Genomic DNA, 303 nt, shown 5'->3' with positions numbered 1-303 from the left:
GCTTTTCATTTCTTATTACGGAGAAATGAAACAGTGTGTCGTTTCAATTTTCAGCTTGATCCAGATTTTTAAAGAGCAAATATCTCAAACGTCACCCGAAGGTAAGTTTTGAGATACTGGGGTCGGCGACTTTCACTCACACAAACCAGCAAGTGGCGTCCCCTAGGGGATTCGAACCCCTGTTACCGCCGTGAAAGGGCGGTGTCCTGGGCCTCTAGACGAAGGGGACGTGTCAGTCTCAATCGCAAGACGCCTTGCTATTTACTTTTCATCAGACAATCTGTGTGAGCACTACAAAGAACG

General features: G+C 46.9%; 1 tRNA gene. It reads right to left on the bottom strand.

What is annotated here, in order from left to right:
* Positions 1-153: 153 nt before the first annotated feature.
* Positions 154-229, bottom strand: a tRNA-Glu gene (locus tag OGX91_RS00095).
* Positions 230-303: the final 74 nt, after the last annotated feature.

This window comes from Citrobacter sp. Cpa228 (assembly GCF_030333085.1).
GTDB classification, from domain to species: Bacteria; Pseudomonadota; Gammaproteobacteria; order Enterobacterales; family Enterobacteriaceae; genus Citrobacter; species Citrobacter pasteurii.
The sequence above is the reverse complement of the archived record's forward strand: the minus strand, read 5'-3'. Positions and strand labels throughout refer to the sequence as shown.